10 protein-coding genes and 1 pseudogene are annotated in these 12,711 nt (G+C 72.0%); 4 read left to right on the forward strand and 7 right to left on the reverse strand.

All coding sequences use genetic code 11. From position 1 onward, the window contains the following. The 5 genes and pseudogenes from ACTWQJ_RS32575 to ACTWQJ_RS32595 all read right to left on the reverse strand — a co-directional run. Positions 1-105, reverse strand: a pseudogene (locus tag ACTWQJ_RS32575) (GTP 3',8-cyclase MoaA); the annotation flags it as partial. A gap of 102 nt (positions 106-207) precedes the next feature. Continuing rightward, on the reverse strand, positions 208-1,416 hold the full coding sequence (locus ACTWQJ_RS32580) for an XdhC family protein (RefSeq protein WP_443310101.1): 1,209 nt from the start codon (positions 1,414-1,416) through the stop codon (positions 208-210). 150 nt (positions 1,417-1,566) lie between these two features. Then, positions 1,567-3,762, reverse strand: a complete 2,196-nt coding sequence (locus ACTWQJ_RS32585; RefSeq protein ID WP_443310102.1) for a xanthine dehydrogenase family protein molybdopterin-binding subunit — start codon at positions 3,760-3,762, stop codon at positions 1,567-1,569. Beyond that, on the reverse strand, positions 3,759-4,739 hold the full coding sequence (locus ACTWQJ_RS32590) for an FAD binding domain-containing protein (RefSeq protein ID WP_443310103.1): 981 nt from the start codon (positions 4,737-4,739) through the stop codon (positions 3,759-3,761). Before ACTWQJ_RS32590 ends, ACTWQJ_RS32585 begins: the two co-directional genes overlap by 4 nt. 10 nt (positions 4,740-4,749) lie before the next feature. Then, on the reverse strand, positions 4,750-5,397 hold the full coding sequence (locus ACTWQJ_RS32595; protein WP_443310104.1) for a (2Fe-2S)-binding protein: 648 nt from the start codon (positions 5,395-5,397) through the stop codon (positions 4,750-4,752). Between the two features lie 917 nt (positions 5,398-6,314). Here ACTWQJ_RS32595 and ACTWQJ_RS32600 point away from each other — a divergent pair. Continuing rightward, positions 6,315-6,722 carry a YciI family protein gene (locus tag ACTWQJ_RS32600; RefSeq protein ID WP_257537232.1) on the forward strand — a complete coding sequence of 136 codons (408 nt, stop codon included), beginning with the start codon at positions 6,315-6,317 and terminating at the stop codon, positions 6,720-6,722. 54 nt (positions 6,723-6,776) lie between these two features. After that, a complete protein-coding gene (locus ACTWQJ_RS32605) occupies positions 6,777-7,886 on the forward strand; it encodes an RNA polymerase sigma factor (RefSeq protein WP_443310105.1) in 1,110 nt (369 codons plus the stop codon). Between the two features lie 56 nt (positions 7,887-7,942). On the opposite strand, the gene ACTWQJ_RS32610 is transcribed toward ACTWQJ_RS32605, so the two are convergent. Beyond that, complete coding sequence (locus tag ACTWQJ_RS32610; protein WP_443310109.1) at positions 7,943-9,832, reverse strand: ABC transporter ATP-binding protein; 1,890 nt, start codon at positions 9,830-9,832, stop codon at positions 7,943-7,945. A gap of 151 nt (positions 9,833-9,983) precedes the next feature. Between ACTWQJ_RS32610 and ACTWQJ_RS32615 the strand changes: the two genes are divergently transcribed. Both ACTWQJ_RS32615 and ACTWQJ_RS32620 read left to right on the forward strand, forming a co-directional pair. Continuing rightward, positions 9,984-10,949, forward strand: a complete 966-nt coding sequence (locus ACTWQJ_RS32615) for a lysylphosphatidylglycerol synthase transmembrane domain-containing protein (RefSeq protein ID WP_443310106.1) — start codon at positions 9,984-9,986, stop codon at positions 10,947-10,949. Positions 10,950-11,098: 149 nt separating this feature from the next. Then, positions 11,099-11,863: a crotonase/enoyl-CoA hydratase family protein gene (locus ACTWQJ_RS32620; RefSeq protein WP_443310107.1), complete on the forward strand. Its 765-nt coding sequence runs from the start codon at positions 11,099-11,101 to the stop codon at positions 11,861-11,863. 2 nt (positions 11,864-11,865) lie between these two features. Here ACTWQJ_RS32620 and ACTWQJ_RS32625 read toward each other — a convergent pair. Continuing rightward, positions 11,866-12,711 (reverse strand): NAD(P)/FAD-dependent oxidoreductase (locus tag ACTWQJ_RS32625; protein WP_443310108.1); only part of this gene is annotated, 846 nt, incomplete at its 5' end.

The following is a 12,711-nucleotide window of genomic DNA, read 5'->3' on the forward strand; positions in this document are numbered from 1 at the left end:
CTGCAGGCCCTCCTCGGGCATGCAGTACGTGCAGCGCAGGTTGCACCGGTCGGTGAGCGAGACCCTCAGGTCGGTGGCCACCCGGCCGTAGGTGTCGATGAGCACGTGGCCCCCTCCCTCGCAGCGGCTGCTCTCGGACGCTCCATGCAGCGTCGCGAACTCAATCCGATGGCCGGCAATTCTTTGCGACCTAAATGAACAGTCAGGTTACGCCTGTGACCAGTCGAGTTCGGCGACCGCGGTCTCGACTTCCCACCGTGCGGCCACGTCTTCGCGGATGGGCTGGTCATCACCAAGGCCATAAGCAGTCGGCTCGTGAATCGGGCCGGTGCGCTGAGAAAGCGGCAGGCCACTCGCCCGGTTGGTGTCGGCGATGATCTCCGCGGTGATGGAGACCGCCGTCTCCTCGGGGGTGCGCGCGCCGAGGTCGAGGCCGATCGGGGAGCGCAACCGGGCCAACTGGTCTGCCGTGACGCCGGCCTCGTGCAGGAGGCGCAGGCGTTCGTCGTGGGTGCGCCGGGAGCCCATCGCGCCGATGTAGCCGACGGGCAGGTCGAGTGCGAGTTGCAGCAGGGGGATGTCGAACTTGGCGTCGTGGGTGAGGACGCAGACGGCGGTACGGGCGTCTACGGTCGTCTTTGACAGGTAGCGGTGGGGCCAGTCGACGACGATCTCGTCCGCGTGCGGGAAGCGTGCCGCGGTGGCGAAGACGGGACGGGCGTCGCAGACGGTGACCCGGTAGCCCAGGAAGCGGCCGGCCTGGCTGAGGGCGGCGGCGAAGTCGACCGCGCCGAAGATCAGCATGCGGGGGCGGGACGCATGGACGTGGACGAGGACGGAGAGCCGCTCGGGGCAGGTGTCCGCGTCCCCGCCGAGCGAGGCGAGCGCGGTGCGGCCCGCCCGGAGCAGAGCCCTGGCCTGGTCCGCCACCGCCCCTTCGACTGCCCTCTCGCCCAGGGTGCCTGCGGTGAGATGGCGGTCCCCGAGCACGCTCAGGGTTGAGCCGAGGAGTTCATCGGGGCCGTCCACGATGTGCGCCACGGCTACGGGTCCGCCCCAGACCACCTCGGCGAGAGCCGCGTAGAGATGCGGCTGGGTTGCGGGGTCGACGCGCTGCACGAGGACGTCGAGTTCGCCGCCGCAGGTGAGTCCGACGGCGAAGGCGTCGTCGTCGGAGTAGCCGAACCGGGCGCGCTGAGGACCTCCACCCTCCTGGAGCACCTTCTGGCACAACTCGTAGACCGCTCCCTCGACGCAGCCGCCGGAGATGCTGCCGACCGCGTTGCCGTCCGCGTCCACCGCCACCGACGTACCGGCCGGCAAGGGCGCGCTGCCGGTGACGTCGACGACGGTGGCCAGGGCGAAGGGGCGTGCCTCGCGGCACCAGCGGTGCAGTGTGTCCGCGATGTTCAGCATGGGTCTGTCTCCGTGGTTCGCCGTGGGGTTGGCGGGCCGCCGCCGCGTCGCCGGGGAGCGTGTACGCGGCGGCGGCCCTGACCGTCCGGCAGCCCGACGGGGGGACAGGCTGCCGGACGGGTCGGTGGGCCCGTCACTGGAATGCCAGGGCTAGATCAGTGCCTCGGCGGTGATGGGCAGATCGCGGACCCGGCGGCCGGTGGCGTTGAAGACCGCGTTTGCGATGGCGGGTGCCACGCCGACCATGACGACCTCGCCGAGCCCCTTGACGCCGAGCGGGTCGGCCTCCATGTCCTCGCCCTCCAGGTAGATCGCCCTGAGATCGGGGACGTCCGCGTTGACGGGGACGAGGTAGTCCGCCAGGCTGGCGTTCACGATCCGCCCGTCGCGGTGGTCGGTGACCGTGTGCTCCAGCAGCGCCTGGCCGATGCCGCCCACCATGCCGCCGATCGCCTGGCTGTCGGCGAGCTTGGGGCTGATGATGCGGCCCGCGTCGTACACGCCCAGGATCCGCCGCACCCGCACCAGGCCCAGCGTGGCGTCGACGGCCACCTCGGCGAAGGTCGCGTTGTAGGCGTGGAAGGAGTGCCGCTCGGGACTCGGCGGTCCGGTGTAGGAGCCGCGTGCTTCGATGCGGGAGCGGTTGTTGCGGGTCAGCAGCCGCTGGTACGTCTCGCCCCGAGCCGGGTTGTTCCTTACGTGCAGCCGGCCACTGCGCGCCACGACGTCCTCGGCGGCCACGCCGTACAGCGGCGACTCCTCGTCCTCGACGGCCAGCTCGATCGCCTGCCGGCGAACCCGGTTGCAGCCGTCGAGGACGGCGGAGCCGACACTCGCCATGGTCATCGAGCCGCCGTGCGGCCCGGTCTGCGGGTAGAGCGAGTCGCCGAGCCGGAAGGTCACCGCGCGCATGGTCAGCCCGAGCGCGTCGGCGGCGACCTGGGTGTGGGACGTGTAGGTACCCGGCCCCATGTCACTGGAGGCGGTCTCGACCACGGCCGTGCCGTCGGCGTCCAATCGGACCCGGGCTTCAGCAGGCATACGCGCGGTGTGGTAGACACCCGCGGCCATACCCATGCCGATCAGCCAGTCGCCCTCCCGCCGCGAGCGCGGCCTGGTGGGCCGGCGGTCCCAGCCGAACTCACGGGCGCCCACGGTGTAGCACTCGCGCAGCCGGCGGGTGGACCACGGCAGTCCGGACGACTCGTCCTCGGCCGGCTCGTTGCGTCGGCGCAGCTCGATCGGATCGATACCGAGCTCGTTGGCGAGTTCGTCCATGGCCGACTCGATCACGTAGGACGCCGTCGCAGGGCCCGGGCCGCGCATCCAGATCGGAGTGCTCACGTCCAGCGGCACCGTCCGGTACGCCTGGCGGACGTGAGGCATGCTGTAGAGCATCCGGCCCGGGTCCAGGATGCCCTCGACGAACGTCTCGTAGGAGGAGGTCTCGTGGTCCATCTCGTGGACCATGGCGGCAAGGCGCCCCCGCCGGTCGCTGCCCAGCCGCAGACGGTACTCGTAGGACGGCCGGAAGCCGACACCGAAGTACATCTGCTTACGGCTCAGCACCAGCTTGACCGGACGGCCCGTCTCCCGCGCCGCCAGGGCGGCGATGGGGACGTGCGGCCAGCATCGCAGTCCGCTGCCGAAGCCGCCGCCGACGAACGGTGAGATCACGCGCACCGAGTCCTGGGGCAGGCCGAACACCGCGGCGAGTTCGTCCCGCGTGCCCATCACCCACTGCGTCTTGTCCCACACAGTCAGCCTGTTGCCGTCCCAGCGGGCGATGGTGGCGTGCGGCTCCATCGGGTTGTGATGGTTGCGGGCCAGGTGGTACGTCAGCTCCAGCCGTACGTCCGAGGAGCGCAGGCCTGCCTCGGCATCGCCACGCGCGTAGGTCGTCGGCTCGCCCGGCTCCGCCTCGGCCAGATCGGTCGAGGGCCGCTCGGTGTCGTACTCGACCTTGACCAGGCTCGCGCCGTGCTGCGCGGCCTCCAGGGTGGTGGCCACCACGACGGCGACCGGCTGACCGTGGAAGAGCATCCGGTCGTCCTGGAAAACCCGCAGCCTGCGGCCGGCCGGGTTGTTCGACCCGGAGTTGTCACGGTACGGCAGCCTCGGCGCGTTGCCGTGGTGGATCACCCGCAGCACGCCCCGGTGGGCCTCGGCGTCACGGGTGTCGATCGAGGTGATGCGGCCGCGGCCGATACTCGCATCGACGATGACGGCGTGCACCGCACCGTCGACGTCGTGCTCGGCGGCATACAGCGCCTGACCGGTGACCTTCAGCCGGCCGTCCACCCGGGACAGCGGCGCACCGACGGCTGCCTGCGGCTGGGGACTCACTTGGTACCTCCTACGATGCGCAGCTGGCGTTCCACGGTCCGCTGCAACAGCTCGGGCTTGAACCGGTTGTGCCGAAGCGGGCGGGCTCCCTCCGCCGCCCGCGCGGCGGCGGCGGCCCACAGGGCCTCGGACGGGTGTTCACCTACGAGGTGCTGCTCGACCGCGGGAAGCTTCCACGGCACGGTGCCCACACCGCCGGCGGCGACCTTCGCCTCCCGGATCACCCCACCGCTCACATGCAGCGCGACGGCCGCCGAGGTCAGGGCGAACTCGTAGGACTGCCGGTCACGCACCTTCAGATAGCCCGACCGCAGCGGGCGCGGAAGCGCGGGGATCTCCACCGCGGTGATCAGCTCACCCTGCTGGACGGCCTGCTCCCGGTTCGGGGTGCTGCCCGGCCGCAGCAGGAAGTCCGCGAAGGGGAGGGTGCGCTCGCCGTCCGGGCCCAGCAGATGCACACTCGCCTCAAGCGCCGCGAACGCCACGGCGACGTCGGAGGGGTGGGTGGCGACACAGTCGTCGGAGGTGCCGAGGATGGCGTGCATCCGATTGAAGCCCTCACGGGCGGCACACCCCGAACCGGGCTCGCGTTTGTTGCAGGCAGCGGTGACATCCCGGAAGTAGGTGCACCGGGTGCGCTGCATGATGTTGCCGCCGATGGTCGCCATGTTCCGCAGCTGCGCCGAAGCACTCAGCTCCAGCGCCTCGGAGATCACCGGGTACAGGCTGCGCACCTTGCGGTCGGCGGCGGCCTGGGACATGGTCACCAGCGCGCCGATGCGCAGGCCCCCGCGCTCGGTGGCGGTGACCTCACGCAGCGGCAGGCCGGAGATGTCGACCAGCGTCTCGGGACGCTCGACGGTCTCCCGCATCAGGTCGACCAGCGTGGTGCCCCCGGCGATGTAACGCCCGCCGCGGCGACCGGCGTTGAGGGCCTCCCGGGTGTCGGACGCGCGGGTGTAGGCAAAGGGATACACAGGCCGCTCCTTACTTCCGGCCCACGGTCTGCTCGACCGCGCGCACGATCTTCACGTAGCAGCCGCAGCGGCAGATGTTGCCGCTCATCGACTCCCGTATCTCCTCCGGCGATCCGGTGTGGCCCTCCTGGATGCAGCCGACGCCGGAAAGGATCTGGCCGGGGGTGCAGTAGCCGCACTGGAAGGCGTCCTGATCGATGAACGCCTGCTGCAGCGGGTGCAGTTGGTCGCCGTCGGCCAGCCCCTCGATGGTCGTGACCTCGGCGCCTTCCATGCGCGCCGCGAGCGTCAGGCAGGCGTTGACCCGATGGCCGTCGACCAGCACGGTGCACGCCCCGCAGGCGCCGGCGTTGCAGCCCTTCTTCGAACCGGTCAGGCCGAAGTGCTCGCGCAGCAGGTCCAGCAGCGACGTGCGGTTGTCGACCGTCACGGTCCGGCGGGTGCCGTTGACCGTCAACGAGACCCGGCTGGAGGGCACCGCCGCTGCGGCGCCGGCTTCCTCCGGGCCGAGGAGCGTGCCCCCCATCACGCCGCCCGCGAGGACAACACCGCCGACCGCAGTACTGGTGGCGATGAAGGTGCGCCGAGTCGGCGCCGAGGAGGGCTCGCTGGAGTCGGTGGGGGGTGGAACGGCAGATTCAGGGAGATCAGTGGACATGGATATGCCTTCGCATCACGGACGGATCGGCCGTACAGAGCGGCACGGCAGGAGGCGGGATCGTCGTCGCCGCAGATGTGGACGACCGCCGCTTCACTGCCGCGGCCGTCCATGTGGGGAGTCTGGCATCACAGGTAATGCCTGTGGCAGGGAGAGTTTTATCCCCCTCTTGGTTTTCTCACCCAACGGGTAAGGGATAAGTAGGCAGTCTGCCGAGAACACATGCGAGGAGGCCGCGTGCCCGGAAGTCACCGGGGGCGCACACATCGGGACACCGCGCATGGGGATGGCTCCTTACGTGGGGGGGTCGGCCGCCGCGAAGGGCCGGGCGGGCCGGGTGCCACGCCATCCAGGTAACCCGCATTCCGCGCGGGCAGCGAGTTACTGATGATGGGTGTACTGGCAGTACACCCCCAACCTGCCGGACTCGGGCTTACGATCATGGTGTGGGAACACCATGCACGTGCTGAAGCAGCCTTCGACCACGACGCTGCCCGGCGAGCATGGTCCGCTTTTCGCCCGGCGCCCGCAGGGCCTGTGACTCGCACGCGCTCGGTCAGACCGTCCGTATCGCCTAGGGCGGCGTGACACTGATCCACTCCCTCGGCGGCGAGATCCTCTGGGCGCACCCTGGCGACGTTGTCCACACGAGTCGAGCCACGGCGTCTGGATCACGTTCCCTCACATGCTCACATCCACGGTGCTGATCTACCAACCCTGGGCGGTTCACCGGTCCACCAAGGTCCCTCCTCGACTGTCGCGCCACGCCGTGGCCCCGGACACCGCGAGACGGTTCACCCAGGCTCATCTGCGAGAGCCAAAAAAAGTCGGACGGCGATGTCGAGAACCCGTGACCGGCTCCGTCCCCGCTGTGAACGCGACCACAATGGGTCGCACCAGTACCGAGGAGAACCATCATGGCCAAGTACCTGCTGCTCAAGCACTACCGCGGTGCCCCGGCTGCGGTGAACGACGTGCCCATGGACCAGTGGACGCCGGAGGAGATCTCGGCCCACGTGCAGTACATGAACGACTTCGCGGCCCGGCTCGAGAAGACCGGCGAGTTCGTCGACGGTCAGGCGCTCGCCCCCGAGGGAACATGGGTCCGGTACGACGGTGAGGGGCGCCCGCCGGTCACCGACGGACCGTTCGCCGAGACCAAGGACCTCATCGCCGGCTGGATGGTGATCGACGTCGACAGCTACGAGCGCGCCGTCGAGCTGGCCGGGGAACTGTCGGCCGCCCCCGGGGCGGGCGGGAAGCCGATCCACGAGTGGCTCGAGCTGCGCCCGTTCTACGGCGTGTCGCCCACCATCACGGAGTGACCTTCGAGGTGAACAAGGTGAACGAGGCCCTGCTCCCGGAGCCTCACGCCGAGCGTGCTCGCCATCCTCGTCCGCCGCGGAGCCGACTTCGCGGCGGCCGAGGACGCGGTGCAGGACGCGCTGGTCGAGGCGGTCCGCGTCTGGCCGGCCGACCCGCCGCGGGATGCGAAGGGCTGGCTGGTCACCGTGGCCTGGCGCAAGTTCCTCGACGCGACCCGGGCGGACGTCGCCCGCCGCCGGCGTGAGGACCTCGTCGACGAGGAGCCGGCGCCCGGGCCCGCGCCCGCGGTGGACGACACGCTCCAGCTCTACTTCCTGTGCGCCCACCCGTCGCTGACGCCGTCGTCCGCGGTCGCGCTCACGCTGCGAGCCGTCGGCGGGCTGACCACCCGCCAGATCGCCCGGGCCTACCTGGTGCCCGAGGCGACCATGGCGCAGCGGATCAGCCGGGCCAAGCGCACCGTCTCCGGCGTGCGGTTCGACCGGCCCGGCGACGTCGCCACCGTGCTGCGCGTCCTCTACCTGGTCTTCAACGAGGGCTACTCCGGCGATGTCGACCTCGCCGCCGAGGCCATCCGGCTCACCCGGCAGCTCGCGGCCGCGATCGACCACCCCGAGGTGGCGGGGCTGCTCGCTCTCATGCTGCTCCACCACGCCCGGCGCGCCGCCCGGACCGGGCCCGACGGCAGCCTGGTGCCGCTCGCCGAGCAGGACCGCGGCCGGTGGGACACAAAGTTGATCGCCGAGGGCGTCGAGATCCTGCAGGCGGCCCTCGCCCGCGACCGGCTGGGCGAGTTCCAGGCCCAGGCCGCGATCGCGGCACTCCACGCCGACGCGCCCACCGCCGAGGAGACCGACTGGGTGCAGATCGTCGAGTGGTACGACGAGCTCGCGCGCCTCACCGACAGCCCGGTCGTCCGGCTCAACCGCGCGGTGGCCGTCGGCGAGGCCGACGGACCGCGGGCCGGCCTGGCGGCGCTCGCGGCGCTGGACGACTCACTGCCCCGCCACACCGCGGTGGCGGCCTACCTCCACGAGCGCGACGGCGACCTGGCGACGGCGGCACGGCTGTACGCCGAGGCGGCCCAAAAGGCACCCAACCTCGCCGAGCGCGACCACCTGACGCGCCAGGCCGCCCGGCTCAACGCCCGCCGGTGTCGCTGACGGGCCGCGTTGGCAGAGAGGCCTGGTCGGGCCGGTGCTGCTGTTCCGACCGCTCCCTACGCCGCCGCAGCGTCCGCCGGCACCTCCGCCGTCCGCTCCTCGAACTGCGTCCGGTACAGCTCCGCGTACCGTCCCCCGGCTGCCAACAGCCCCTCGTGCGTGCCCCGTTCCACGATGTGCCCCGCTTCCAGGACCAGGATCAGGTCGGCGGTGCGCACCGTGGACAGGCGGTGGGCGATGACGATGGCGGTGCGGCCCTGAAGGGCTTCGGTGAGGGCCTCCTGGACCGCCGCCTCCGAGGTGTTGTCCAGGTGGGCGGTGGCCTCGTCGAGGACGACCACGCGCTGGCGGGCCAGGAGCAGCCGGGCGATGGTCATGCGCTGACGTTCGCCGCCGGAGAGGCGGTAGCCGCGTTCGCCGACGACCGTGTCGAGGCCGTCGGGCAGGGACCGTACGAGCTCGTCCAGGCGGGCCCGGCGCAGGGCGTCCCACAGGTCGTCGTCGGTCGCGGTGGGCCGGGCCAGCAGCAGGTTGGCGCGGACCGTGTCATGGAACAGGTGGCCGTCCTGGGTGACCATGCCGACGGTGGCGCGCAGGGAGTCGGCGGTCAGGTCACGGACGTCGACGCCGCCGATGCGCACGGCGCCCTCGTCGACGTCGTAGAGGCGCGGCAGGAGTTGCGCGACGGTGGACTTGCCCGCGCCGGAGGAGCCGACGAGGGCGACGGTCCGCCCGGGCTCGGCGCGGAAGGAGATGCCGCGCAGGACCTCGGCGCCACCGCGGGTGTCGAGGGACGCCACCTCCTCCAGGGAGGCGAGGGAGACCTTGTCGGCGGAGGGGTAGCCGAAGCGCACATCGTCGAACTCCACCGCCACCGGGCCGTCGGGCACCTCGACGGCGTCCGGCTTGTCCTCGATGAGCGGCTTCAGGTCGAGCACCTCGAAGACCCGCTCGAAGCTGACGAGGGCGCTCATCACCTCCACGCGTGCCCCGGCGAGCGCGGTGAGTGGCGCGTACAGCCGGGTCAGCAGCAGGGCGAGGGAGACGACGGCGCCCGCTTCCAGGGTGCCGCGCAGGGCGAACCAGCCGCCGAGACCGTAGACCAGGGCCAGCGCCAGCGCCGAGACCAAGGTGAGCGCGGTGATGAACGCCGACTGGAGGGTCGCCGTGCGCACGCCGATGTCCGCGACCCGGCGGGCCCGGGCGGCGAACTCCGCCGACTCCTGCTCGGGGCGGCCGAAGAGCTTGACGAGGGTGGCGCCGGGGGCCGAGAAGCGCTCGGTCATGCGGGTGCCCATCGCCGCGTTCAGCGTCGCCGCCTCCCGCTGCATGCGGGCCATCCGGCTGCCCATCCGCCGGGCGGGCACCACGAACACCGGCAGCAGCACCAGCGCGAGCAGCGTGACCTGCCAGGAGAGGGTGAGCATCACGGCGAGGGTGAGCACCAGGGTGACGAGGTTGCTGACCACTCCGGACAGCGTGTTGCTGAACGCCCGCTGCGCGCCGATGACGTCGTTGTTGAGACGGCTGACGAGCGCGCCCGTACGCGTGCGGGTGAAGAAGGCGACCGGCATGCGCTGCACATGATCGAACACAGCCGTCCGCAGATCGAGGATGAGCCCCTCCCCCAGCGTCGCCGAGAGCCTGCGCCCGAGGATGCCGAGCGCCGCTTCCACGACGGCGATGAGCGCGATCAGCAGCGCGAGTCGTACGACGGTTCCCTCGTCGCCGTCCGAGACGATCGCGTCCACGACGCGGCCGGCCAGCACGGGGGTGGCGACGGCGAGCAGCGCGGTCACCACCCCGAGCAGCACGAACAGGGCGATGCGGGGGCGGTGCGGGCGGGCGAACGTGCCGATGCGGCGCAGCGTGGCGCGGGCGAAGGGGCGGCGTTCCTGCTGGGCGGTCATGACGCTGTGCAGCTGCGTCCACGCCGTGGTCTCCATGCTCATACAACCGACCGTAGAACCTCAATCAATCTTGAGGTCAACCTCGGAGACATCGAGAGAGATCGAAGTCCGCCCGCTTCCCGTACGTAAGCCGCCGTCCCCGCTTCCGCAACCCGCAGTTGAGGCGGTGCGGAAAACCTCTCCGAGTGTGACAGCAGTACAACGCCCCACGGGACGGCTCCTCGGGCGCATCCCTATCCGCCTGATCCTGGGCCTGCTCCCGCTCGTCCTCGTGGCGTACCTCGCGGTGCGGCACCGTGACGTGCTCGCCGAGGGCTTCCATCACCTGGCGACGGCCAAGTGGCCCTGGCTGCTGGCCGCGGGCGGCGCCACCTGCCTGACCTGGGTCGCCATGGCGGTGACCCGGCAGGGCGCCGTCGTCGAGCGGCTGCCGGGCTTCCGGCTGCTGGCCACCCAGGTCGCGGCGATGGCGGCCAACCACATGCTGCCGACCGGGCTGGGCGCGAGCGCGGTCAATCTGCGGTTCATGACGGTGTGCGGGCTGCCGCTGGCCCGCTCCTCGGCGGCATTGGCGCTCTATCTGCTCGCGGAGAGCATCGCCCGGGTCGGTCTGCTGGCCGCGCTGCTCCTGCTCTTCCCCGGCGCGCTCCGGCTCGGCGCCCTCCTGCCGGACGGCGCGACCGGCCCGCTGCTGCTCGGGCTCGGCGCGGCGGTACTGGTGGCGGTGGCCGTCCTCCTGCTCGTACGGCGGCTGCGCACGGCCGTCGTCTCCTTTCTGCGCACGGCGCTGGGCGAGGCACGCTCGGTGCACATGCGTCCGTCGCGGGCGCTGGCCCTGTGGGGTGGTTCGCTGGCGTTTCCCGCGTTGCAGGCGGCCGGGCTGGTCGCGGTGGGGCTGGCGCTGGGGCTGGAGATACCGCTGTGGCACATGGTGGTCGCGTATCTGGCAGCGACCGTCGCCGTCGCGGTGGTGCCCACGCCGGGCGGGCTCGGGTCGGTGGAGGCGGCGCTGATCGTGGCGCTGGTGGCGGCGGGCGGGCCGGTGGCGGTGGCCACGGCTGTGGTGCTGGCGTACCGGATCATCACCGTGTGGCTGCCGTTGCTGCCGGGGGCGTTGACGTTGGGGGCGCTGGTGCGGTTGAAGGTGATCTGAGGCGTGCCGGCGGGTGGGGGCGCTTGCCGGCGCTCGCCAGGTGCCGCTGCGCCCACCCTCCCCCACTCTCGGCTTCACTCGAGCGGGGGACCCCCATCGCCCCAGCGGCACGACTGCCCACAGCTACGTACGACCGGTAACGTTCCAGCATGCCGGTACGCATCGAGCGCCAAGGGCCCGTCACCACCGTCGTCCTCTCCCGCCCCGAGGTCCGCAACGCGGTGGACGGTCCGACGGCGGGCGAACTCGTCGCCGCCTTCCGGGAGTTCGAGTCGGACGACGCGGCGCGGGTGGCGGTGCTGTGGGGCGAGGGCGGCACGTTCTGCGCGGGAGCCGACCTCAAGGCGCTCGGCACCGAGGGCGGCAACCGGGTCACGGAGGACGGCGACGGCCCGATGGGACCGACCCGGATGCGGCTGTCGAAGCCGGTGATCGCCGCAGTGGCCGGACATGCCGTCGCCGGGGGTCTGGAGCTGGCCCTGTGGTGCGACCTGCGGGTCGCCGAGGAGGACGCCGTCTTCGGGGTGTTCTGCCGCCGCTGGGGCGTCCCGCTCATCGACGGCGGTACGGTACGGCTGCCCCGGCTGATCGGCACGAGCCGTGCCCTGGACATGATCCTCACGGGCCGGCCGGTCCCGGCCGGCGAGGCGTACGAGATGGGGCTCGCCAACCGCCTCGTGCCCACCGGCACCGCCCGCGCCGCCGCCGAGGAACTGGCCGCCACGATCGCCCGCTTCCCCCAGCCCTGTCTGCGCTCCGACCGCGCGTCCGTCCTGGAGCAGGACGGCCTGGACGAGCAGACCGCGATGCGCGGTGAACTCCGGCACGGTATGGGCGTGTTGACGCAGAGCCTTGAGGGCGCGGCACGGTTCGCCTCGGGCGCGGGACGGCACGGCGCCTTCACGGACGACTGAGCTCAGGCGACGCTCACCCGGACCGGGCCGCCCTTGGGATCGACGCGGGGCGTCCAGCGTGCGGTGAGCGTGAGCGTGCGGTTCGGGACGGCCGAGCGCAGCGGCCGGCGGTGCAGCAGACGGCCGTCCTGGGTGACGTGCAGGACCGGGCGGGTGAGCAGCGTGGCCGTGCGCAGTACGTAGGGGTGGCGGTCGGCCGGGGTGACGCGGTTCGGGGCGATCCAGCGCAGGGGCGGATCCACGGTCAGGGCGACGCCGTCGGGCCACTCGGCGCCCGCCGGCGCGGCGAGGACGGCCTCGGCGGCGTGTGCGCCCTCGCGGGCCGCCGTGGCCGCGCTCTCCACGGCGTGCAGCACGCTCCCGACGGCGAACACGCCCGGGTGGGCGGTGCGCAGCGCGCCGTCGACGGCCGGCCCGCGTGTGCCGGGATCCAGGGGCAGTCCGCCGCGCCGGGCCAGTTCGTGGTCGGGCACGAAGTCGCCGGTGAAGACGACCGTGTCGCAGGGCAGGGTGGCCGTACGGCCGTCGCGGTGGCGTACCCGGACGCCCGACAGCCGTCCGTGGCCGAGCAGTTCGGTGACCGTGGTGTCGGTGAGCAGCGGGATGCCGCGGCGCAGTCGGGCGTCCAGTGCGCGGGCGGACGCCGTCTGGGCCCGGGGCAGCTCCGTGACCATGGCGACGACGTCGGCCCCTGCGGCTCGTACGGTGTCGGCGGCGGCATATGAGACGTCCTGCGCGCCGACCAGCACGGCCCGGGTGCCGACCGGCTGCCGGTGGAGGTGGACGGCTTGCTGGAGTTCGCCCGTCGTGTAGACGCCGGCGGGACGCGTGCCCGGCACCAGGCGTGC

Source organism: Streptomyces sp. KR55, from assembly GCF_052245645.1.
In the GTDB taxonomy this organism is placed as follows: Bacteria; Actinomycetota; Actinomycetes; order Streptomycetales; family Streptomycetaceae; genus Streptomyces; species Streptomyces flavusporus.